At 39.8% G+C, this 21,619-nt stretch carries 24 protein-coding genes; 22 read left to right on the forward strand and 2 right to left on the reverse strand.

Annotated elements, in window-relative coordinates:
* Nucleotides 1–14 precede the first annotated feature (14 nt).
* The 18 genes from ybcC (at nucleotide 15) to ybzI (ending at nucleotide 16,308) form a co-directional block, all read left to right on the forward strand.
* Nucleotides 15–2,630 (forward strand): conserved transmembrane protein coupled to NADH-ubiquinone oxidoreductase chain 5 homolog; prophage 1 region, encoded by a 2,616-nt coding sequence (gene ybcC / locus BSU_01845; RefSeq protein NP_388065.2) that lies wholly within the window; start codon nucleotides 15–17, stop codon nucleotides 2,628–2,630.
* Between the two features lie 76 nt (nucleotides 2,631–2,706).
* Nucleotides 2,707–3,234: a putative enzyme; prophage 1 region gene (ybcF, locus tag BSU_01860; protein ID NP_388067.1), complete on the forward strand. Its 528-nt coding sequence runs from the start codon at nucleotides 2,707–2,709 to the stop codon at nucleotides 3,232–3,234.
* Between the two features lie 63 nt (nucleotides 3,235–3,297).
* Nucleotides 3,298–3,588 (forward strand): conserved protein of unknown function; prophage 1 region, encoded by a 291-nt coding sequence (gene ybcH / locus BSU_01870; RefSeq protein ID NP_388068.1) that lies wholly within the window; start codon nucleotides 3,298–3,300, stop codon nucleotides 3,586–3,588.
* Between the two features lie 57 nt (nucleotides 3,589–3,645).
* On the forward strand, nucleotides 3,646–4,020 hold the full coding sequence (gene ybcI / locus BSU_01880; protein ID NP_388069.1) for a conserved hypothetical protein; prophage 1 region: 375 nt from the start codon (nucleotides 3,646–3,648) through the stop codon (nucleotides 4,018–4,020).
* Between the two features lie 482 nt (nucleotides 4,021–4,502).
* Nucleotides 4,503–4,805, forward strand: coding sequence for a putative transcriptional regulator (ArsR family); prophage 1 region (gene ybzH / locus BSU_01889; protein YP_003097670.1), 303 nt, complete (start codon nucleotides 4,503–4,505; stop codon nucleotides 4,803–4,805).
* Nucleotides 4,806–4,932: 127 nt separating this feature from the next.
* Nucleotides 4,933–6,105, forward strand: a complete 1,173-nt coding sequence (gene ybcL / locus BSU_01890) for a putative efflux transporter; prophage 1 region (RefSeq protein ID NP_388070.1) — start codon at nucleotides 4,933–4,935, stop codon at nucleotides 6,103–6,105.
* 123 nt (nucleotides 6,106–6,228) lie between these two features.
* On the forward strand, nucleotides 6,229–6,543 hold the full coding sequence (gene ybcM / locus BSU_01900) for a putative enzyme (protein ID NP_388071.1): 315 nt from the start codon (nucleotides 6,229–6,231) through the stop codon (nucleotides 6,541–6,543).
* A gap of 471 nt (nucleotides 6,544–7,014) precedes the next feature.
* The gene (skfA, locus tag BSU_01910) at nucleotides 7,015–7,182 is read left to right on the forward strand and encodes a sporulation killing factor A (RefSeq protein NP_388072.1); all 168 of its coding nucleotides are present in this window, start codon (nucleotides 7,015–7,017) and stop codon (nucleotides 7,180–7,182) included.
* A gap of 66 nt (nucleotides 7,183–7,248) precedes the next feature.
* Complete coding sequence (skfB, locus tag BSU_01920) at nucleotides 7,249–8,481, forward strand: synthesis of sporulation killing factor A (protein NP_388073.2); 1,233 nt, start codon at nucleotides 7,249–7,251, stop codon at nucleotides 8,479–8,481.
* Nucleotides 8,478–9,968, forward strand: a complete 1,491-nt coding sequence (gene skfC, locus BSU_01935; RefSeq protein YP_003097671.1) for a sporulation killing factor biosynthesis and export — start codon at nucleotides 8,478–8,480, stop codon at nucleotides 9,966–9,968. The genes skfB and skfC overlap by 4 nt, the downstream gene beginning before the upstream one ends.
* An 18-nt stretch (nucleotides 9,969–9,986) precedes the next feature.
* Entirely contained in the window at nucleotides 9,987–10,706 is a 720-nt protein-coding gene (skfE, locus tag BSU_01950; protein NP_388077.1) for a sporulation killing factor biosynthesis and export; ABC transporter (binding protein), read from the forward strand.
* A gap of 64 nt (nucleotides 10,707–10,770) precedes the next feature.
* Nucleotides 10,771–12,114 (forward strand): sporulation killing factor biosynthesis and export; ABC transporter (permease), encoded by a 1,344-nt coding sequence (skfF, locus tag BSU_01960; protein NP_388078.2) that lies wholly within the window; start codon nucleotides 10,771–10,773, stop codon nucleotides 12,112–12,114.
* A gap of 46 nt (nucleotides 12,115–12,160) precedes the next feature.
* On the forward strand, nucleotides 12,161–12,676 hold the full coding sequence (skfG, locus tag BSU_01970; protein NP_388079.2) for a sporulation killing factor biosynthesis and export: 516 nt from the start codon (nucleotides 12,161–12,163) through the stop codon (nucleotides 12,674–12,676).
* A gap of 4 nt (nucleotides 12,677–12,680) precedes the next feature.
* Nucleotides 12,681–13,106, forward strand: coding sequence for a sibling killing effect; sporulation killing factor biosynthesis and export (skfH, locus tag BSU_01980; protein NP_388080.2), 426 nt, complete (start codon nucleotides 12,681–12,683; stop codon nucleotides 13,104–13,106).
* Between the two features lie 246 nt (nucleotides 13,107–13,352).
* Nucleotides 13,353–14,330, forward strand: a complete 978-nt coding sequence (gene ybdG / locus BSU_01990) for a putative hydrolase/transferase (RefSeq protein ID NP_388081.2) — start codon at nucleotides 13,353–13,355, stop codon at nucleotides 14,328–14,330.
* A 1-nt stretch (nucleotide 14,331) separates the two neighbouring features.
* Nucleotides 14,332–15,003 (forward strand): two-component system response regulator [YbdK], encoded by a 672-nt coding sequence (gene ybdJ / locus BSU_02000; RefSeq protein NP_388082.1) that lies wholly within the window; start codon nucleotides 14,332–14,334, stop codon nucleotides 15,001–15,003.
* 20 nt (nucleotides 15,004–15,023) lie between these two features.
* Nucleotides 15,024–15,986: a two-component system sensor histidine kinase [YbdJ] gene (gene ybdK, locus BSU_02010; RefSeq protein NP_388083.1), complete on the forward strand. Its 963-nt coding sequence runs from the start codon at nucleotides 15,024–15,026 to the stop codon at nucleotides 15,984–15,986.
* A gap of 58 nt (nucleotides 15,987–16,044) precedes the next feature.
* Nucleotides 16,045–16,308 carry a hypothetical protein gene (gene ybzI, locus BSU_02019; RefSeq protein YP_003097672.1) on the forward strand — a complete coding sequence of 88 codons (264 nt, stop codon included), beginning with the start codon at nucleotides 16,045–16,047 and terminating at the stop codon, nucleotides 16,306–16,308.
* Here ybzI and ybdM read toward each other — a convergent pair.
* Together ybdM and ybdN are read right to left on the reverse strand one after the other, a co-directional pair.
* Entirely contained in the window at nucleotides 16,293–17,063 is a 771-nt protein-coding gene (gene ybdM, locus BSU_02030; protein ID NP_388085.1) for a putative protein kinase, read from the reverse strand. The genes ybzI and ybdM overlap by 16 nt on opposite strands.
* A gap of 85 nt (nucleotides 17,064–17,148) precedes the next feature.
* A complete protein-coding gene (ybdN, locus tag BSU_02040; RefSeq protein ID NP_388086.1) occupies nucleotides 17,149–18,006 on the reverse strand; it encodes a putative phage protein; prophage region 1 in 858 nt (285 codons plus the stop codon).
* A 131-nt stretch (nucleotides 18,007–18,137) separates the two neighbouring features.
* Here ybdN and ybdO point away from each other — a divergent pair, with 131 nt between their 5' ends.
* From ybdO to ybxH, 4 genes are all read left to right on the forward strand, one after another.
* On the forward strand, nucleotides 18,138–19,322 hold the full coding sequence (gene ybdO / locus BSU_02050; RefSeq protein NP_388087.1) for a putative phage protein; prophage region 1: 1,185 nt from the start codon (nucleotides 18,138–18,140) through the stop codon (nucleotides 19,320–19,322).
* 317 nt (nucleotides 19,323–19,639) lie between these two features.
* Entirely contained in the window at nucleotides 19,640–21,028 is a 1,389-nt protein-coding gene (ybxG, locus tag BSU_02060) for a putative amino acid permease (protein ID NP_388088.1), read from the forward strand.
* A gap of 111 nt (nucleotides 21,029–21,139) precedes the next feature.
* On the forward strand, nucleotides 21,140–21,388 hold the full coding sequence (gene csgA, locus BSU_02070) for a sporulation-specific SASP protein (protein ID NP_388089.1): 249 nt from the start codon (nucleotides 21,140–21,142) through the stop codon (nucleotides 21,386–21,388).
* A 16-nt stretch (nucleotides 21,389–21,404) separates the two neighbouring features.
* A complete protein-coding gene (gene ybxH / locus BSU_02080) occupies nucleotides 21,405–21,596 on the forward strand; it encodes a hypothetical protein (protein ID NP_388090.1) in 192 nt (63 codons plus the stop codon).
* Nucleotides 21,597–21,619 lie beyond the last annotated feature (23 nt).

Genomic DNA, 21,619 nt, shown 5'->3' on the forward strand with positions numbered 1-21,619 from the left:
GGAGCTAATCTGAGATGGGCATTACATCCGTATTAACGAAAGATAATGTAAAAAAGATAGATACAGATATTGATGTTCAAGAAAGGGATCTTAACGTTTTCATTACATCTGCCAGCCGAGTGATTGCGCCACTTTGGCCTATTTCTACATTTGCTGCACGTAATCCGTGGATGGGACTTGAAAACCAACCTTTTGATCAGGTTGCAAGTTGGTTGAAAAACACTCGCGATGTTGATATATACCCTAGTGCGTCTATGATCCGTTCAGCAAAGAATAAAGGTGAGATTGATGAAGATTTTGTGGAAATGGGGCTGCAGCGTTGGCTTGATTCACATTCCTATCACATCCCACGGGACGTAGCAGAGCGATTTTGTCATGCTGCATTAAAGTTAGATCCCCTGCCTTCCGACCTTTTATCATCACATGAGCTGGAGAAATTAGTAAGTGAATGTAGTGGATTGGATCATATCGAGAATGTGTTTATGCAGCCACTAAGTTCGTATATAGAGAATCAAGATGGTGAAAGGCTAGTCAATATACTAGATCATCATGTCATTAAATGGAGTAAATTATATCTTGATGACTCTCAAGCGGGTTGGACAATGCCTAATCGTGAGGAAGGTTTCTATCGTGCTTGGCAGCATCTTATTCAATATGATCCAGCACTTAGCAAAAAGCAGCGAGAAAGGGTAAAAGGTTGGCCGAAAGAGGCACATTTGGCTTTACAAGAAGCTTTATTCGCACTAGAAATCCCAGAGTCAGAAATCCAGACTTATCTTGAAGGTCATTTACTTTCATTACCTGGATGGGCAGGGATGATGCTTTGGCGCTCCCAACAATCGAGCCACGAACATGCACTACTAACAGAATATTTAGCGGTTCGAATATCCATGGAGTGGGCTCTTATAAAGCCATACTTACCTTTGACTAATGAACGATCTAAGAAAACAATTTCAATTGCTCCCCTTATAGCAGCTTGGATTCATTGGGGTGGGCTTACATTAGAAGAATGGTCACAGATGACGGCCAGTGAACAAAACGAATATTTATCATTTGCCTACAGCTTTGATGAGAAACTTCGCAAGAAACTTTGGTTAGAAGCTTGGGAACAAACGTACACTGATCGATTAAGCCAGAAGATCATCTCGAAACAACGTGAAACCGGCCGTGAAAAATCTGCATTAGCTCAATTAGCATTCTGCATCGATGTACGATCAGAACCTTTTCGTCGTCAACTAGAAAAAGAAGGCCCGTTTGAAACGATTGGTATTGCTGGTTTCTTCGGGGTGCCGATTGCAACTTGTGAACTTGGCAGTAAACACAGTCATGCTTCCTTGCCGATCATACAAAAACCGCAAAATAAAATAAAAGAGTTCGCAGATGAGGATGTATTCAAAAAATACAATCAACGGAAGCAAGCAATTCATTCTTTAAGCCATACCTTTAAAACGATGAAGCAGAATGCGCTTTCGAGCTTACTACTGCCTGAGCTAAGTGGACCTTGGCTTACTCTGCAAATGGCAGCCCGTAGCTTTGTGCCAAGAAAGGCGGGTCGTTTCATTCGTAATCTCCGTGAGGCTTGGTTACGCAAACCTGATACAAAACTCTCGCTTCATCATGATGCTACAGAGGCAGAAATACCTGTGGGTTTTACTGATGAAGAAAAAGTGAACTATGCTCGCCAAGCATTAAAAATGATGGGGTTAACAGAGAACATCGCACCATTGGTCGTGATTTGTGGGCATGGCAGTCAAAGTACTAATAATCCTTATTCTGCAGCCCTTGATTGTGGTGCCTGTGGTGGAGCGGCCGGTGGATTCAATGCAAGAGTTTTAGCTGCTTTATGTAATCTATCAGAGGTACGAGAAGCTCTTTTAGCTGAAGGAATTAAAATTCCTGAGGATACAGTTTTTGCAGCAGCTGAACATAATACAACAGTAGATGAATTACATTGGCTTTATGTACCAGAGCTTTCCGAAGCTGCACAAGAAGCATTTGAACAAATTGAAGCCGTTATGCCGAAAGTGAGACATCATGTAAACGCAGAACGTCTAGCCCAATTACCGAATTTCCAATCGAAGCTAAAAAATCCGAAGGCTGAGGCAAACCGATTTGCGGAAGATTGGAGTGAGATACGTCCGGAATGGGGACTGGCTCGTAATGCCGCTTTTATTATCGGTAAACGTGAATTAACTCAGGATTGTGATTTGGAAGGCAGAGCCTTTCTCCATAATTATGATTGGAAGCAGGATGAAAGCGGTGAACTCCTAGCAAATATTATTGTAGGACCTGGAACTGTAGCCCAATGGATTAATTTACAATATTACGCATCAACGGTAGCACCTCATTATTATGGCAGCGGAAATAAAGCAACTCAAACCGTTACTGCAGGTCTCGGCGTTATGCAGGGGAATGCAAGCGATTTGTTAGCCGGACTGCCTTGGCAATCCGTCATGGAATCAGATCACGAGGCCTATCATTCTCCTCTTCGTTTATTGATACTCATCCAAGCACCTAGAGAATATGTAGAACGGTTATTAAATCATGATTCAGCATTTCTGCAAAAAGTTCAAAATGGATGGGTCCGACTGGCTAGTCTTGATCCAGAAGGATGTTGGGAAAGCTGGTAATGATGAATCTAAGCATTTATCAAATGGATTTGTTACTCAATACAAAAATGATAAACATAAGGAAGAGGTGTGCTGTATGAATGTAAACCAAAATAAAAAAGTATTATTTTTGACGGATATTGAAAACGGTTTGGAGCCTATTTTACAAGAAGCGACTAACACTTCTGCAGAGAATATGTTGACTATACAAAGCTATGGTGCCAGTATTTCACATCCTTATGGAGAAATCATGAGGTCTGTTATTTTTGCGATTTACCAGGAAGATGTTGAGGAGATTTTTGTAGTAGGAACAAAAGATAAGAAGACTTCTGCAGGTAATGGACTAACTCAACTTGAAACAATGAAAGATAAAATACAAACATTGGATTATCTGTTTCAAAATTGCAAGCCTGAATTTTTAGGTGGTACGGTCGATGAATGGCTAAATGAAAATAGCAGTGACACCATTGAAAAAAGTGTTGATATGATTCGACATCATCCCCTAGTGCCGTCATATGTTAAAGTTAGAGGTTTATTCGTTAATCATAAGGGTGGAAAACCCTCAATCGCGGAGGTTCCTGATGTTAAAACAGGTCAAGCCATGCCTGATCATTGCTTGTCATGATGAAATGCAGGTTTAACTTCTAAACGCACCCATATATGGAGAAAGCAGTTCTAAGGAGATTGTATGAGCGCTAATTTAACTGATTTTGTCACGAAAACAATAGAGGAAATGAACTCGTTTGATCGTGAAAATATGGAATGTATAAAAAAACTAATTAGAAAAGCAATTGATTTTTATCATCTAAAGTCTTATGAAGAAGTTGAGGAAACCCATTCAGGAAATGTTCGATTTTTGCATGTCCACTCTATGATGGAAGAAAATATGTTATCCAAAATGATAGTGGTCACAAGAAACGGTAAAACTGATTTGGATATTGAAGGTGTATATGAAGGATATGTTGTAAGAGAATATTAATGAGACGAAATCACAAATAGAATATGCCAATTTTTTTGCTCAGGAGATGTATTAGATATGAAAAAGTCTAAGGGTTCTATTGAATCAGAGATCAGTAAGTCCATTACTCAATGGGAGAAGGATTATCTTGGGCGGGGGTCTGTATCTGTTAAGACTGATATACTGCGGGACATGATCATCGTCAATTTAAAAGGGATTTTAACACCAGCCGAATATGTAGTTTGTGGATCAAAAGAGGGTATGTTATCTATCAAACAAACTCGTTCAGAGTTAGTCGAATCAGGTATAGAAGGCCTTAAGGATATTATCTTAAAAATAACCGGAGAAAAAGTGAAAAGTTTTCATACTGATTTAAGCTCCCGGACAGGTGAACGAGTGATGGTATTTAAATTATGTAATGATCTAGAGAAAAATTTGGAAAAGATCTTATAATCTAAAGAAAATAAATGTTTTGACGGTGTGGAATTTGTTGTGAATTGAACATAAAGAACTGCCGATTCTTTTGTTTTACAATTATGGTATCATTGATAACTTTTATTCATATCCTAAGCGGACATAAAGAGATGTCAATTCATAGTACACTGTCATGTTATTCCTGTCGAAAGATCTAACATCCGCTGTTGTTATGAGCGGATGTTTTTTTACATCTATTTTAAATACATGAATTTGATGCTGGTGATTAGTCACTTGAACAATATTTGAAAACATCCTTGTCACCTGCCGGGTTTCCCCAAGTGTTTAGTGACATGATTATGAGACCAACTTCGTAAAGCTTGCTGATAAATTTAAGCGGTGAACAAAATTGATATGCTGTCTTCAGTTTCATTTCACGGAATTAGTCAGAGATAAACCTTTAATTAAATATATCCAAAAAACGGATTGACATATCGAAATATAACGATATAATAATCGATATGGAACCAATTGAAGTATTCAAAGCCTTATCAAATGAATCAAGGCTGCAAATTTTACAATGGCTGAAGGAGCCCGATCGTCATTTTGCACCCCATGAAGGGATTGATATGAACACAATCGGGGTATGTGTCAGTCAAATAACAGACAAATTGAAAATGACGCAATCGACAGCTTCTCAATATCTTACCATCCTTTTAAGAGCCGGCCTAATTAAGGCGGAGCGAATCGGAAAGTACACGTATTATAAAAGAGATGAAGAAGCCATTGGGAAACTTGCTGACTTTCTTAAAACAGAGATATAAAAATAAACATCAAAAGATGTTTATTTTTACACCATACATATCGACATATTACGATGTGTTTATTTTTTTATAATAACATATCGATAATTCGTGATATGTTTATTAATAATTAAGGAGTGAATGTTTTATGTCTAACACTTGGAAAATTTATATTTTAGCCATTGTCAGCTTTTTAGTTGGAACCTCAGAGTACATCATTTCCGGAATTTTGGATCAAATTGCTCATACTCTCGGGATCACTTTAGCTGCCGCGGGCCAGCTTATTACCATTTTCTCACTTGTATATGCTCTTTCTACACCCGTACTTATGGCGTTGACAGCAAGTATGGATAGACGCAAATTGATGATGTATGCCCTAGGTTTGTTTGTGTTCGGTAATGTCCTGGCTTTTGTACTGCCTGGTTATGGATGGTTTATTGCAGCGCGGATCATTATGGCGATGGGAGCAGGTGTGGTTGTTGTCACCGCATTAACGATTGCCGCTAAGATTGCATCGGAAGGGAAGCAGGGCAGTGCCATCGCTACGGTCGTGATGGGATTTACCGCTTCTTTAATCATTGGTGTTCCGCTTGGAAGAATGATAGCAGTAGCATTAGGCTGGAAGTCTGTATTTGGAGCCATTGCTTTGTTGGGATTGATCGCAATGGTCGTTATTTTCTTTACTCTTCCGTATACTGAAGGGGATAAGCCTGTGCCTTTGCTTCAACAGCTTGCTCTTTTCAAAAAACGGAAAGTGGCTATGGGATTATCAATCACTTTCTTCTGGCTCGGGGGATATTCTGTTGCTTACACTTATTTGTCACCGTATCTCTTGAACATCTCAGGTATAAATGGCAAGCTGCTCAGCGGTGTTTTGCTTATATTTGGAATTGCCAGTTTGGTTGGATCGAAGTTTGGGGGATATAGCACCGATAAATGGGGAGTGCCCTTTACACTCGTTGGCGGGATGACGTTGCATATCGTCACACTGATTCTGCTGTCACTTGTTACTCATTCCTATATCGGAGTGTTGGTGATTCTCATATTATGGTCGTTTGCCGCATGGTCCACCGGTCCGACACAGCAATTTCACCTGGCTACAATAGAACCGGAAATGTCAGGTGTTTTGCTTAGCATGAATCAGTCAATGATGCAATTCGCCATGGCGGTCGGCGCAGGTATAGGAGGGGTTTTTGTGGAAAACGTATCATTGGCCTCGATTACCTGGGTTGGTGCGTTAGGGGTTATGATTGCAATTATTGCATCATTGCTGATTTTCAATTCGCAACCGAAACAAGCGCTAAAAGATATCAATCAATAATTTCGAAAGTTCTAACATCCGCTCGTTATACAAGCGGGTGTTTTTTTTAGCGTAGTCAGTCCATGCATGAGTCTTCCAAGGGCCGACATCGTTCTGTATGTGTCGAAGGTGCACTGAAGCTGAATGAGATTTCTTAAGGCTTTGCCGCGGCGAGCTGAAGTACAGTACGATTGCCTTGATCGAACACTGGAAACACAAGAGAACGTAAACCTGAACATCCGCGTAAACGTCAAGGAAGTTGCCACTTGGGGAGTAAACACTTGCATCATCTCGCTGAAAGGCCTAGACAATGCGGATGACAGATTCGTATTGCCGGAAGTAAACACAGCGCTTGCTCTGTTTCCGTTGTCGATTGCAGCTGATTGCTTACTAATGCTGCCCTGCATCTCGGTTGTGATGTCGATAAGCAGCGTAATGAAGAGTGTTACTGTGGAGTAAGATGTTTAACCCCTCTGGATATTTTAGCCGAAGGGGTTTTTAGTATAGATATTTGATTTAAATTACAGGAGACTTCATTCATTTAACCAAAGTCATTGCTTTCTTAATCACTAAAGTTTATTTGAAAATAATCTCTTGATTTAATTTCCTCGAAGAGATTTTTTGTCAATCTATTAGGCATCAGAATTTTTATAACATAATGGACCGTCTTTTTGACGTTTTGTTTATAGAACAAGAAAATATTCAAAACATAAGTGGAAAATTAGGGGTGAGCTCCTGTTTTTCTCGAGAGGATAGCTTGTCAGCTTTTCTATTTTTAAAGGGTTAAAATATTCTATTTATACTAATTAATGTAATTTTTAGGATAATATACAAAATCCCCCTTACTTCGACAATTGCAATCTGGTATTATCGTATCGCATGGGAGCTATGTCAATAGACTCTATGCAAAAATTGAGAGGAGGTTTACTTATGAAAAGAAACCAAAAAGAATGGGAATCTGTGAGTAAAAAAGGACTTATGAAGCCGGGAGGTACTTCGATTGTGAAAGCTGCTGGCTGCATGGGCTGTTGGGCCTCGAAGAGTATTGCTATGACACGTGTTTGTGCACTTCCGCATCCTGCTATGAGAGCTATTTAACATTTGAGAATAGGGAGTTGAGCGTATTTGCTTATACTCCTTATTTTCTCTTAAGGGGGATTTTATATGTCATATGATCGTGTTAAAGATTTTGATTTGCCAGAGTTAGCGGTTCATTTACAGCCTCATGGTGCTGTAATGATTGATAGAAAAAGTATGTTTTATTTCAGACTCAGTGGACGTGGAGCACAGTTGGCGTTTCTGTTATCAAAAAACAAAAATCTTCATAAAACGGCACGTATTTGGGAGATTATGAAAAAAGAAGAGATGAGTGCTGACCAATTAAAAGAAGAGCTTAGTGCCCATCCATTTACGGAGGCTTGGACGGAAGGGCTGTTAGATCAGCCTTTACACGTTTCGGGTTCGCTAGATTCATATTTACCTATTAGTTGTACCTTACAGTTGACAAATGCTTGTAATTTAAGCTGTTCGTTTTGCTATGCCAGCTCAGGTAAACCATATCCTGAGGAATTATCTAGTGAACAATGGATATTGGTTATGCAAAAGCTAGCAGCCCATGGAGTTGCTGATATTACGCTGACCGGGGGTGAAGCAAAGCTGATCAAAGGGTTTAAAGAATTAGTCGTTGTTGCAAGTTCGTTGTTTACCAATGTGAATGTATTTAGTAATGGATTGAACTGGCGAGATGAAGAAGTTGAATTACTTAGTCACTTAGGCAATGTTTCTGTACAGATTAGTATTGATGGTATGGATAATACACATGACCAATTAAGAGGCAGAAAAGGCGGCTTTAAAGAAAGTATGAATACCATTAAAAAATTATCAGAAGCAAACATTCCAGTGATTGTCGCTATGACCATTAATGAGTCCAATGCTGATGAAGTATCAGATGTGGTGGAGCAATGTGCCAATGCGGGTGCTTTTATCTTTCGTGCAGGAAAAACGTTATCTGTTGGACGTGCGACAGAAGGCTTTAAGGCTTTGGATATTGATTTTGAAGAAATGGTTCAAATACAGCTTAGGGAAGCACGTCATAAATGGGGAGATCGCCTGAACATAATTGATTGGGAGCACGAAGAGAGTTCGTTCACAACAGATTTTTGTACACCAGGATATCTTGCTTGGTATATAAGAGCAGATGGATACGTAACTCCTTGCCAATTAGAAGATTTGCCGCTAGGGCATATTTTAGAAGATAGCATGGCTGACATTGGTTCACCTGCTCGTTTGCTTCAGTTAAAATGTGAAGCAAAAAATTGCAAATGTATAGGGAAAATTGAGCTATCTGAACCGGACTTACCTTTTCAAAAAGAAGTCAAGGCAGGGATTCAGGAATGAATAGTCTATCATTGGTGTTCTGGAGTATTTTAGCAGTTGTTGGATTACTGTTATTTATTAAATTCAAACCCCCAACAATTGCTTCACTACTCTTAAGCAAAGATGAGGCAAAAGAAATAAGCATTCAATTTATAAAAGAGTTTGTTGGGATAGATGTAGAGAACTGGGATTTTTATTCAGTATATTGGTATGACCACGATACAGTAAATAAACTTCATCACTTAGGCATACTTAAGAAAAATAGAAAGGTTTTATATGATGTTGGGTTGGTCGAATCATGGAGAGTCCGTTTCGTTCACCAGAATCAATCATTTGTAGTTGGTGTCAATGCCAATCGAGAAATCACTTTTTTTTATGCGGATGTTCCGAAAAAAACCCTTTCGGGGAAGTTTGAACAAGTTTCTCCAGAGACACTCAAGCAGAGGTTAATGGCTTCACCTGATGGACTTTGGTCTAGAGCAAATATGACTGGTACTGGTAAAAAAGAGGAGGATTTTCGCGAGGTCAGTACTTATTGGTACATAGCGGAAGCGGGAGATATTCGGCTCAAAGTGACTGTTGAATTACAGGGCGGCCGAATTTCTTATATTGGTACTGAACAAGAAATACTAACAGATCAAATGAGTAAAGTCATTCGAGATGAACAAGTGGAATCGACATTCGGAGTATCTGGTATGCTGGGTTCAGCTTTAGCGATGATCCTTGCGATTCTCATCCTTGTATTTATGGATGTGCAAACAAGCATAATCTTCAGTCTTGTTCTGGGTTTGTTGATTATAATATGCCAGTCATTGACGCTGAAAGAAGATATTCAATTAACAATTGTAAATGCTTATGATGCAAGAATGAGTGTCAAAACGGTCAGTTTATTAGGTATTTTGTCTACACTTCTTACAGGATTATTAACAGGATTTGTAGTATTTATATGTTCATTGGCAGGAAATGCGCTTGCTGGTGATTTTGGATGGAAAACGTTTGAACAACCAATAGTTCAGATTTTCTATGGAATAGGAGCAGGGCTCATTAGTTTAGGAGTGACTTCTCTGCTGTTTAACTTATTGGAGAAAAAGCAATATTTACGAATTTCACCTGAGCTTTCTAACCGAACTGTCTTTCTATCAGGTTTTACCTTTAGGCAAGGATTGAATATGAGCATACAAAGTTCAATTGGAGAAGAGGTCATCTATCGGCTATTAATGATTCCAGTCATTTGGTGGATGAGTGGAAATATCCTCATCTCCATTATTGTATCTTCCTTTTTATGGGCGGTGATGCACCAAGTAACTGGATATGACCCAAGGTGGATACGTTGGCTGCATCTATTTATATTCGGTTGCTTTCTGGGAGTTCTCTTCATCAAATTTGGTTTTATTTGTGTATTAGTAGCTCATTTCATTCATAATTTAGTACTCGTCTGTATGCCGCTGTGGCAGTTCAAGCTTCAGAAACATATGCATCATGATCAGCCAAAGCATACTTCACTCTAATGATTAGGAGAAGATTTGATGCAATTGATGCAAGTACAAAATTTAAGCAAATGCTATCGAAATGGTGATGGGGTTGAACATTTGTCTTTCTCAATTCAACGAGGAGAAATCGTGGCGCTATTGGGGCCAAATGGAGCTGGAAAAACAACGACAATTCGATGTTTGACAGGTCTCTATAAGCCGGATAAAGGAGATATCCTCATTGAGGGTTCTCCTCCAGGAGATATAAATGTTCAAAAAAAAGTCGCGCTTATTCCTGATCAGCCATATTTGTATCCCGCTTTAACTGCTGCTGAACATATTCAGTTTAGGGCAAGAGGATATCATCCAGGTAAAAAAGATGTAAAAGAAAGGGTTTATCATGCATTGAAGGAAGTGCACTTGGAGGAGAAAGCAAACCAATTGTGTGGTCAGCTGTCAAGAGGCCAAAAGCAGCGGGTTGTCCTGGCGGGGGCGATTGTTCAAGACGCTTTGCTGTATATATTAGACGAACCGACTGTGGGCCTTGATATCCCATCAAAACAGTGGCTCTCTAACTGGTTAAAAACTAAAACCGATCAAGGGTGTTCAGCATTTGTATCAACTCATAGTCTAGAGTTTGTTATAGAGACAGCAGACAGGGTGATATTAATTAGAGACGGCAAACTCATGCAGGATTTGTATGTTCCTCAATTCGAAGAACAAGCGGAATGGAGAAAAGAAGTGATTCGTCTTCTAGGGGAATGGTCAGATGAATAATATCATTTCTTTTTTATGGCTTCAGTCAAAAAGGCGTTTTGTAAGTCAAGGTCAGGAAAAAAAAATGCCTTTTTTGATCATGCTCCTTTTTGTTGGGGCCATCGGATTTCAAGTAAGTTTTGTTTCTAGATCTACGACATGGGATATGAGTATTGCTGGTTGGGTACTTACAGGTGTTTTTATCCTTTATACGGCATTTGGACTTTTTTCAAATCGATTACCAAGTCAAATGGCAGATATTATATGGCTTTATGGCACTGCCACATCTTTTTCAAAAGTTGTGTATAGTGTTTTATTTTTCAGCGTCACTTGGAAGGCGTTGCTTTGGATCATCTCAGCCATATTCGGTGATGTATTAATTGTGCTTCTGTCTGGTGATCATATCAATTTATTAGGCCGATCCATAATTTTTGTAGGGCTCTTTTTTATCGCTGAAGTGTGGTTGATGTCGGTCTCTTGTGCCAGAACAGTGAAGAAAATGAAAAGGGTATACGTTTTAGTCTTTCTTCTAATGTTAGGCATTTACTCCATATGTCTTTATCGCTTCTTCTTTCTCCAACATTCATCTGGGATATGGGAGAGCATTGCCCGTTTTATTAGTGGCGTTGGATTAGTGTTTGATACATTGTCACCGTTGTATGTGGTTGTATTTATTGGGATTATCACAGTCTCTTTTATGACAATTGCTTTTACGAGCCGTCAGGTAGAAATGAAGGAATCGTTGGTGAAAGAAGCTGAATTCTGGGAGGAATTTCAAGAACGTCAATTTGGTTCAGGTCAAATTATACAGAAACCAAAAACGACTTGGTGGGGCTTGCAAGGTCTAAATGGCATTTGGTCTTTTCTGTGGTTGGAACTGTTGCTTTTTAAAAAATATTTATTTTTTCATAGCATTCATACGGTCATGCTCAGTGGCGTCTTTTATGTCGTCATTTTCATGTATCCAGAATGGTTTTATCTTCTATTCTTTCTTATCGTCTCGGCAGTCATGTTAAGTTCCTATTATTCAGGAATTGTCAGACATTCTCAATCAGGCACCCTTCATTTATTCCCCGGTGCCCTTTGGAAAAAAATCATTATTCTAGAGCTGACGAATACAGTCTGGTTGTATATTCTTTACTGTGTTTCTATTACTTTTATGGCAGTTGGGAATTTAGTTTATTGGTATATATATGGCTTAGGGATATATATATGGTTCATGACAATAAGGCTTTTTGCTTTTACCCATACAAACCGAAACGATATTAAGCTTTCATTGCCTCAATACTACAAGTCATTTTTTATGGCATTAGGCCTGAGCGGCATTTGTTTGTATGTCATTCATTTATTGACTGCTGACTGGTATACATTAGTGGTGGTCGTCTGCATAGGGAGCCTAAGTTGGTGCCTGTTTTATCGTTTCAGATAGTGGTTATGTAGAGTTATTGTTTTAAAACGAGGAGAGGGGCTCTTTTATGAATTCAAATGGTGATAAATTGTCGTTATCTGTTCAGAATTTAGCGAATACAAATGAGATCACAATTGTTCAAGCGATAGGTGAGCTAAAGAAATCGGGAAAAGATGCAATACCAGTTTTGGTTGAGGCCTTAAAAGAGGAAGGCTCTTTGTGTAATATTGCTGCAGCTGTTTTAGGTGAGTTTGGGGAAGACGCGAGTGAAGCAGCGGAGGAGCTATCATGTTTATTAAAAAGTCATGCGGAAGATACAAGAATGGCAGCGGCGATTTCATTAATGAGAATCGGGAAGCCCAGTCTGCCCTTTGTCATCAAAATCGCTCAAGAAAGTGAAGGGCAATCGTGCTTTTGGGCATCTTGGTGTATTGCATGGATTGATCCGTCTTGCATTGAACCTAAGATGTATAAATGTCTAAAATACGAGCATGAACATCCTTCAGGAATAGTTGCTCCGTTTGCGGCTGAAGAGGCATTAGGAAAGCTGATTGCTTTTCAGCTGAAAGATAAGGAGGACTGAAAGGATGAAAGATGAACAAATGTTGACTGAATGGCCAAGTCATTTACCATGGTTGAATCAATCACAGAATGATTTTACATTTCCAAGTGACACATATCTTCTTCTTTATTTTTGGTCAATGAGCTGTCCAAACTGTCACCAATTAACAGACAAAGTCCTTCAAGATATAAAGGATATGAATGTGAAAGTAATCGGAGTACATGTCCCCTATATAGAAGAAGAGAAATCTATGGAGGTTGTCTTGACGTATGCTCTTGATAGGGGACTAGCTATTCCGATTGTATTAGACCAAAACTATGAGATCGTCACAACTTGTCACGTACAAGGCATCCCCAGCTTTTGTCTATTAAGTCAATACGGTCAGATCATTACTAAAACGATGGGAGATGTTGGTTGGGATAAGATGTTAAAAAAGATTGCAGGCTTGTGAAATTTTCCGTCTTGTATGTGCGACAAACGGTTGAATATTATGATGAAACGGTCCTTCCTATAAGCAGGAAGGTTTTTTAATGAAATATTTTTTTATTAGTAGGTAAATTCATCAAATGTTCTGCTATGCTCCAAATGTACACCTTTCCGTAAGGGCAAAGTCAAATGTGAAAAAAAACTGTTCCAAAGTTAATCAGAAATTTATTTTCATATTGTATCCTTCGGTATCAAGTGAAAGGAGCATCATATGAAAACATTATGGAAAGTCCTCAAAATTGTTTTTGTCAGCTTGGCTGCTTTGGTTTTGCTTGTATCCGTCTCGGTATTTATTTATCACCATTTCCAGCTAAATAAGGAGGCGGCACTGCTGAAAGGTAAAGGCACAGTAGTCGATGTTGACGGTAAAAAGATGAATGTGTATCAAGAGGGAAGCGGGAAGGATACGTTTGTGTTTATGTCCGGTTCGGGTATTGCTGCGCCTGCTTATGAAATGAAGGGGCTGTACAGCAAGTTTTCAAAAGAAAATAAGATTGCTGTTGTAGATCGGGCAGGTTATGGATACAGTGAAGTGTCTCACGATGACAGAGATATTGATACGGTATTGGAACAGACGAGGAAAGCGCTTATGAAAAGCGGAAATAAGCCTCCTTATATTTTAATGCCTCATTCGATATCCGGGATTGAAGCGATGTATTGGGCACAGAAATATCCTAAGGAAATCAAGGCCATTATTGCGATGGATATTGGATTGCCCCAGCAGTACGTCACGTATAAATTGAGCGGAGTTGACCGATTGAAAGTGAGAGGGTTCCACCTGTTAACCTCGATTGGTTTTCATCGGTTTATACCTTCCGCTGTATATAATCCTGAGGTGATTCGACAGTCGTTTTTAACTGATGAAGAAAAAGAAATCTATAAAGCCATTAACTTTAAGCAATTTTTTAATGCAGATATGGAGCATGAGCTTTTACAGTCTTACCAAAACGGCAGCAAATCTGTGAATCTGCCTGCGCCAAAGGAAACTCCCGTCTTGATTTTAGATGCAGTCTCTGACCAAAATAGACATTCAAAGTATGCTATACAAAACCGAAAAGACTATGAAGCGTTTGCGGCTCAATTCAATACTGCCGATATAAAGGAACTGAGGGGAACACACAGTATTTATTTATATCAGCCTGATCAAATATATAAACTGTCCATGGAGTTTATGAGAAAGGTTCGCTAGGATGAAGGGTTATCGTATTTTAATCGTTGAGGACGATGTGATGATTGGTGATTTGCTGCAAAAGATTTTGCAGCGCGAGGGATATCGTGTGATATGGAAAACAGATGGAGCGGATGTGCTTTCGGTGATTCAGAAGGTGGATTTGGTCATTATGGATGTGATGCTGCCGGGTGAAGACGGGTATCAAATGTCTGCAAAAATCAAAAAGCTGGGGCTGGGCATTCCGGTTATTTTTCTCTCAGCCCGCAATGACATGGACAGCAAGCTTCAAGGTTTGCAGATCGGCGAGGATTATATGGTAAAGCCCTTTGATCCGAGAGAGCTGCTATTAAGAATGCGGAATATGCTTGAGCATCATTATGGGACCTTTACGCAAATCAAACATTTGTATATTGATGCGGTAACGAAAAAAGTGTTCAATGAAAGCCTGCATGATGAGGTATTATTTACTGCGATTGAGCGGAAAATTTTCTTTTATTTATATGAAAATAGAGACAGTATCCTGACAAAGGAACATTTCTTTGAATATCTATGGCAGCTCGAAGATAGAAACCCGAATATTGTCAATGTGCATATTAAAAAAATTAGAGCTAAAATCAATGATCAAGCGGGTGAGATGATTGAAAATATATATGGAGAAGGGTATCGGCTGAATACCGTTGTGAAGAAATGAAGCTCAAGACAAAATATCAGTTGTTATTGTTTACGGCCGTCATTAGTGTTCCGATGCTATTGCTGGCGGTCAGTGTTTTGATGTCGGTGATTTATGACAGCATGTTTAAACCGATGAATCATGGTATGCCCTTTCACAGGTCGTTTGCATACCCGGCAATGATCGTTGTATTTTTGATATCACTCTTATTGTTAGCTTTTTTATTTTCAAAGTCGATTCATTCTCTGTTGCATAAAATCAATCTATTAAATCAAACCATTCGGCATTTGGCGAGTGATCAAAGGGTGCCCGATAAAATTGAAGTGAAGCGTGCTGATGAAATCGGGGAACTGATCAAGTCGGTCAATTTGTTAATTGAACGGACGACATATCGTGAACTGGAGCTGAGACAGCAGGAGGAAATCAAAAAGGAGCTTTTGCAAAAACTGCGGCATGACATTAATACACCTTTAACGGCTCTCAGGCTGCAGTTATTTTATTTGGAAGACCAATGTCATGGTCAGGCTGTATTCGAATCATTGTATCAGCAAATCGAATATATCTCGGAATTAACTAATGAATTCAATCTATATTCCGCTGAGACGCTGGAAAGCTCTTATATTGTAAATGAAGAAGTGCGTCTAAACGAGCTATTAGAAACAGCGGTGAAAAAGTGGGATTATTTATACAGTATGAGTGGGATTGAGCTGCACTATAAGCCGGCAGATCAAGATGTGATATGGATGAGCAACACGTTATGGATGGAAAGGCTGTTTGATAATATTTTTCAAAATACGTTAAGGCATTCAAAAGCTAAAAAGATGGAAGTCACGATTGAACATGGCGATGTTTTTATTCGTGATGACGGTATTGGATTTGATCGGAATGAGAGCAGTGAGGGACTTGGGTTAAAGATTATTGAGGATACATGCAGGCTGCTTGCGATTACTTATGAGCTGCATACAAATGATAACGGAACGGGGTTCTTGTTTTCAAAAGAGTGACCCCGCTGATGTTTTTCTTTCTCCTATAAAATTTATATAATAGGGAGAAAGAAATGGGGTGAACATCATATGTTTAAAAAAATCATCAAAACGATTAAGTACCTCTCAAGCAGTTCTAGTGACCGATATCGCAGACACCGGCATTACAGCAGCAGCCGGCGCAGACATTATCGCAGCTACAGCAGCAGTTCGGGCAAAAGAAGACACTACGACCGTTATGGCGGCAGTCATCGTTACAAACGCCGGAGCTACAGCAGCAGTTAATCCAAAAAAAGTTCTTGTTCCGCTTTTGGGACAAGGGTTTTTTTATGTGACCGATTGAATGGCCCGGTTTAGATCCTCGCGAATGGAAGCGGTGTGCTGATACTCTTCCTCAATGCCCAATAATCTTTTCAGCAGCAAGGTTACTTCCTTTGTCAGTGTTAATTCCTCCAGCCAAGTGCCGTTTTTCTTCTTTTTTCCTTTATATTGAGAGTACAGCAAGAATAACAGCGTTTCTCCGAGATCGAAGAAGTCATCCTGTTTTCGTACCTTTATTTCCTCCATTTCTTCAGGAGTCAATTGTTTGGCAAGGCCGAAATCGATGAGGCAGAGCCTGCCATCATTGATGATGATATTAGGCGTTCTGATGTCGCTGTGGAAGATAAGGCGATCATGCAGGTATTCTATAATCTCAAGCAGCTGCGAAATCAGTTGTAACGCCATAAGCTCTGTGAACGGCTGTTTTCGAAAAAATAATAATTCTTCTATATTCTCTCCCTCAATGAACTGCATGACATAATAAGCCTGTCCGTCTATGATGAATTCATCTATGAAGCCCGGAATTTGCGGGTGGTGAATGTTTTTGAGCAGTTTTATTTCCTGCTGGAATCGGACTTTCTCTTTTTCCTTTTTGGCTTTTGTCGGCCGAAGCTGTTTTAAGACATAAGGTGTTTGAGCTAGGATATCGGTGCACAAATAAACCAAACCGTAGCCTCCCATACCGAGGCACTCTTCGATTTTGTATTGATGATTTAAGATAACGCCGTTCTTTAGAGGGCGGTCAAATAGCAGTTTTTTTAGAAGTTTTAATGCCATGTCTGCACTTCCCTTGGTTGTACTGACTATAGTTTACCTTCTAGACGGAGAATAAAAAAGAGCCGGATAACCGGCTCGGTATAAGTTAAAACTGCTTTGTCACGTCGTATTCATAATCTATTTTTGCTTTTACGTTGCTCATCGTCGATCTGGCTGTCGCTAATGTATTATATTTAAAACTCCATACCTTTGCCACACTGAGTTGATCCGACAAAGAGATATCATAAGACCCTGAAGTCGAGCTGTTTACAAGGGCACGGCTCCATTCGTTATTTTCGCTTGTCATGATCAGATGGCGTGTATTTCCCTGGCTTGGTGTTTGAGTGGCGGTTGTTTGAACTCTGGTTACAATGGCATCACGCGGTATCCCAGATTGGTTTGTTAAATCAACCTTGATCACGCTGGAGTCAGAACCTGAGGGGCTAAGGCTTGTATTTCCTTTATTTTCAGCAACGCCGCTGAATTGGAACGTTCCGCTGCCTGATTTGATTCGGTCTTCAATTGAAAGCGTAAAGTACATGTTTCCAGTATAGGTGCCTCGTGACACTTTCACATAGAAGGTATCCGTCGTGTTTTGGGCGTCTGCATTTGCATAAATAAAAGAAGAAAACGTATTAGGGTTAATAACTTCTGTCCCTTGAGAAACAGGTATTCTGTTCTTGTCATAAATTTCAATTTTCATCCCTGTATACGCGCTCTGGTATGTACTCCTCATGTATACTTTTTCTCCCTTATTAGCCGTAAAAGTGAAATAGGCTTCATCTTGACCAGCTTCCAGTATTGTTGTATCGATATTTTTATATTTCCAATAACCGATCGGCATTGCGGTATCAAATGAATTGTTTCCTGTGATAGCAGTGACTCCGACAGCTGATGCCGAATACGTAAAGGTAGATAAGACAGAAAGCATAACAGCGAATTGAATAAGCCATTTTTTCACCATGCAAACAACCTCCTTTTATTTCCATCATACATAATAACGATTTAGGTGTAAATAAATGTTTTTTGAGGTTAATATATACATTATATTCGCCGATAAAAAAGAATAAGAGAGAATACTCGGGAGGGAATTCAATGCGTCTGAATCGGCAATTTATCCGCACTCAGCTGATTGCACAGAACATATTGAGCAAGAATGCGCCTGCCAAACGGGAGAATGCGACTGAAAATCCAGCGGCAGTTCTGGAAAAGGCATATAGCAGGCTTAAGTCACAATCTTCAACTGGGGGAATCAATCAGTTCAATTATTCTAAAACCAGCGTGTCGGGAAACAGCGGGACGTTCAGCAAAGTGTATCAATCAGCGAATGATCGAACAGTGACAGACACAGGGGAAGAAACAGTGATTCAATCCCAAAACCCCTATGAATCTGAGAGTGATATCAGAATCAAAATACTAGATGAAAAATACAGCAGGATGAATGCGATTAATAAAACAAAGTCTGATCCATTAGGCTATATTAAGGATAAGTACCAAAATTCAAAGTCTCCTTATTTCAGAAGTGATCTGTCAGCTGCAGAAAGACAGGCCGCTTACGATAATGAAACAGAATGGTTATTCAAAGGGAAGGCGCAAAACTATAACCTTCAGGATGCTGTGTTTCGGAATGTCACATTTCATGGGGAAGTGGAAGCTGAGAATGAAAAGGTGTATCAGCGGGGACAGGTTAACCAGCAGCTGCAAGTACTGTTGAATCGAAACCATATTCATATTCCAGAGGGGACAGAGCTGACGTTTACAATCACACCGATTGACTATCAGGTGCGGGTAAGCGGGACAGACGATCAGGATCTGATCAAGCAAATTGAGCAAGTGCTGCAATCTGGAGACAACAGCAAAGAACTATTTTTACACATCATGAAAAGTCAAAGCAGTGATTCAGCACAATTTTCCGAAGAGGCCTATAAAAAGTATCAGGCAGCTCGTGAGATGTATGAAGTTACAGGCTACCATTTGAAGGATTTAGAAGTGATTGATGGGCGGTACGTCACGCCTGAGGGACGTGACTTAATGGATGTATATAAGGAAGAGCTTGAAAAAGATCCAGTGCAGAAACAAACGGCTTCTTATGCTATATCTTACTATCGTTCAGAGCTCAGTAAAATCGCGGAAGCCGGGTATAATGCCATTCCGGATTTCATCCTATCAATTGATTACAGCAATGGATCTCTGAGAGATGTGGGACAAAGCAAGAGCTATGGGACCGGAGATACCGGGTGGCTTGAAGCATTAAAGCGTCAAACGGGTGTGAATTATTAGGTAAGCTGTTCATGTAGGACAGCTTATTTTTTATGAGAATCTAAGGGGTGAATTAATCCCAATATTCAAATAATTTTATTATTTTTATATAAAAGATTTTAAAAGAAGTGAACGATTCAAAACTCTGAACAAAGGTGTTTACCTGAAAAAAACAATTGTATTTTCCAGAGAAATTTATTATGATGAAATAAGTAATTTAGGAGATTATATAACAATTTTAAGTTTGAATTTTCTGATTGTTATCACTGATTCATGTGAAGGCAAGCAGGTCTGCTGTTTTCTCATTTATGAGTATTTTGTTAGGAGGAGGAAGAGGAGTGGCAAATAAAGAATTAAAGAGGGGCCTGGGCGCGCGCCATATTCAGATGATCGCCTTGGGCGGTACAATCGGTGTTGGCTTGTTTATGGGTTCTGCCAGCACGATTTCATGGACTGGCCCATCTGTCCTTCTGGCTTATGCAATATGCGGAATTTTTATCTTTTTTATTATGCGTGCGATGGGTGAAATGCTGTATGTCGAGCCGAGCACAGGTTCTTTTGCGACGTTCGGCCATCAATATATTCATCCGATGGCAGGTTATATAACAGCATGGAGCAACTGGTTCCAGTGGATTATCGTCGGCATGTCAGAAATTATCGCTGTCGGTTCTTATACGAAGTATTGGTTCCCGGATTTGCCTGCTTGGATACCTGGTATCGTGGCAATGGTGATTCTTGGTGCGGCGAATTTAATTTCTGTTAAGTCGTTTGGGGAATTTGAGTTTTGGTTTGCGATGATTAAAATCGTGACGATTATCTTGATGATTATTGCGGGAATCGGAATTATTTTCTTCGGTTTTGGCAATGGCGGAGATGCGATCGGTTTGTCGAACCTGTGGTCTCACGGGGGCTTCTTTGCAGGAGGTTTCTCAGGTTTCTTCTTTGCACTGTCTCTTGTCATTGCAGCCTATCAAGGAGTTGAGCTGATCGGGATTACAGCGGGTGAAGCGAAGGACCCGCAAAACACGCTAAGAAATGCGATTCAAAGTATTATCTGGCGTATTTTGATTTTCTACATTGGCGCTATTTTTGTGATCGTGACGGTGTATCCTTGGGATGAGCTCAACTCACTCGGAAGTCCGTTTGTGTCTACGTTCTCGAAAATTGGAATTACGGCAGCGGCCGGCATTATTAACTTTGTCGTGATTACTGCGGCAATGTCCGGCTGTAACAGCGGTATTTTCAGCGCGGGCCGCATGCTGTATACACTGGGTGTCAATGGACAAGCACCGAAATTCTTTAAGAAGATTTCACGCAATGGTGTGCCGCTGTATGGCACAATTGCGGTGCTGATCGGTTTGGCTGTCGGCGTTGTACTGAACTATATCGCGCCGCCGAAGATCTTTGTCTATGTATACAGCGCAAGCGTGCTCCCAGGGATGATTCCTTGGTTTATCATTTTGATCAGCCATATCGGATTCAGAAAAGCGAAGGGTGCTGCATTAGATAAACATCCATTCAAAATGCCGTTTGCTCCTTTTACAAACTATTTGACGATTGCTTTCTTGCTGATGGTTCTGGTTGGCATGTGGTTTAACGATGATACTCGTATCTCCCTGATTGTAGGCGTGATTTTCTTAGCGCTTGTGGTCATTAGTTATTATGTGTTTGGGATTGGCAAACGCACGCAGGCCAATTTGACAAAAAGCGAACAAGCAGCTGAATAACGATAAAAAAGAGACATTCACGGATGTCTCTTTTTTTATTTTTCGCGTATGGATTTTCCCTATTTTAGCAAGCTATAGGGTAAAGATAGCAGAAGGAAAGGTGTTCATAAAATGGATGTTACACTCGGTTATTTGCGCGAATCACTTTCGAATCATCTAGAAAATGAAGTCTGCCAGCGTATTTGCAAGAAGATGCTGGCGAAGCGTTATGCAAATGAAGAGGAATTTGTAAAAGACTTAGATGATAATGAAATGTCTTTTTTGAACCATGTATTAGAAAAAGAAATTAAGTATGCCCAGAATGAACAGGATCAAAAACGGGCCAAGGAATTAAACGAGGTGTATGAATTACTGCTTTGAGAAAGGCGGGTAAGAAATGGGAGCAATTGAACGAAGCGGATATACATTTCAGCCGGAGTTTAGCGTTGTCCGTCAAAACGGAGCCATCCATGTGTACCATCAAGGAGAATTTGTGGAAGAAATCGAATTTGAATTTAACGGGGAATATCCCGATCATGATTTGATTGAAGAGCTTGTGAATCATTATTGTTTTGAGCATGAGATTTAGAGCCCTGCCGTGCAGGGCTCTTT

Source organism: Bacillus subtilis subsp. subtilis str. 168, from assembly GCF_000009045.1.
GTDB lineage: Bacteria > Bacillota > Bacilli > Bacillales > Bacillaceae > Bacillus > Bacillus subtilis.